Annotated in this window: 1 protein-coding gene; it reads right to left on the bottom strand. The window is 56.5% G+C overall.

From position 1 onward, the window contains the following. Nucleotides 1-29: 29 nt before the first annotated feature. Nucleotides 30-1,261, bottom strand: a protein-coding gene (locus tag AC1Q6X_RS27770) for an IS3 family transposase (RefSeq protein ID WP_265334727.1) whose coding sequence is annotated in 2 segments (ribosomal slippage) — nt 30-893 and nt 896-1,261 — 1,230 coding nt in all. Because the reading frame shifts where the segments join, the coding sequence is not laid out codon by codon here. Nucleotides 1,262-1,314: the final 53 nt, after the last annotated feature.

Below are 1,314 nucleotides of genomic sequence, written 5' to 3'. Positions count from 1 at the left end.
TGTCCAGTCCTAAAATAGGTTGACAGTATTTATTGCTGCACAAACGCCCGATGCACCGCATCGGGCGTTTTGTACTTCAAGGCCGTATGTGGTCGTTCCTGGTTGTATATCCGCACCGATTGCGCCACCATTTTGCTCGCCTGTTTCAGGTCTGCAGGTCGGTTCAGCAAGAACTCGCCTTTCAGAATGCCGTTGATACGTTCGGCCAGCGCATTCTGATAGCAGTCGTAGCCGTCGGTCATGGAGCAAGTCAGTCCATGACGACGATGAATTTCTTGATAGTAAGTCGAGCAGTACTGGATGCCCCTGTCTGAATGATGGATCAGCGGCGTCTTGCGCTGTCGTGCTCGCAGGGCCATCTTCAAGGCCTCGCTGACCTCTTCGGTTTGCAGGCTTGCGTGCACGTGATAGCCCACGATCTTGCGCGAATACGCATCCGTTACCAAGCTCAGATAGACGCATTTTCCGGCGGTCGGGAGATACGTGATATCGGCTACCCACACCTGCTCCGGCCGCGTGGCGAGCACTTGTCCCGGCCCCTCCTTGAGTAAATTGGGATGGCGCCGGAAGCGGTGATGGCTATTCGTGGTCTTATGATAGGCCCGCTGTGGTTGCACCAGCAGCCGCTCCTGGCGCAAGATATCAAAGAGTCCATCGCGTCCCAATTTGATTTTTGCACCGGAAAAGGCTGCGCCGAGCATGCTGTGCAGCTTGCGCGTGCCGATGCGTGGCTGGCGCAGGCGTATCGGCTGCACCAGCTTGACGACAGTTTGCGCCCTGTCCAGGCAATGTCGCTCGCGCTGACGGCGCTGGTAATACGCTTGGCGGCTGATGCCGACACAGCGGCAGGCCCGTTCGACGCTTAATCCTTCGACTTGCTTGCGCGCGATGACCTGCCCAAAGGCTTTTTTACCGGCACCCCGTATTCGTCACGCAGGACGTCGAGAACCGCCTCGAACAGCGCGGATTTCTGTTTTTCTTCCTTGAGCTGACGCTCCAGCTCCTTGATGCGCTGCTCTGGCGTCAGTGGCCTGGCTGGTGTGTCTGTCATAGTCGCTCTCCGTTGGCTTCGGCCCCTGGGATGCGTCCAATCCTGCAGGCCGTGTTTGCGACACCATACCAAAACTGTCGACCGACCCTGTATTCCGTAGCGCGTTTGCGCCTGCTTGTACGTCATCTCGCCTTTTTCAACCTGCTCGACAACGCTCAATTTAAAAGCCAGGCTGTAATCTCGCTGACTGCGTCGAAACCCTTGTTCCATCGGACACTCCTTCTCTGTAACGAAAAAGTGTCAACTTATTCCAGGACGGGTCA

This window comes from Janthinobacterium sp. GW823-FHT06H09 (assembly GCF_058794735.1).
Note: the sequence above shows the minus strand (reverse complement) of the source record. Positions and strands in the feature narration are given on the sequence as shown.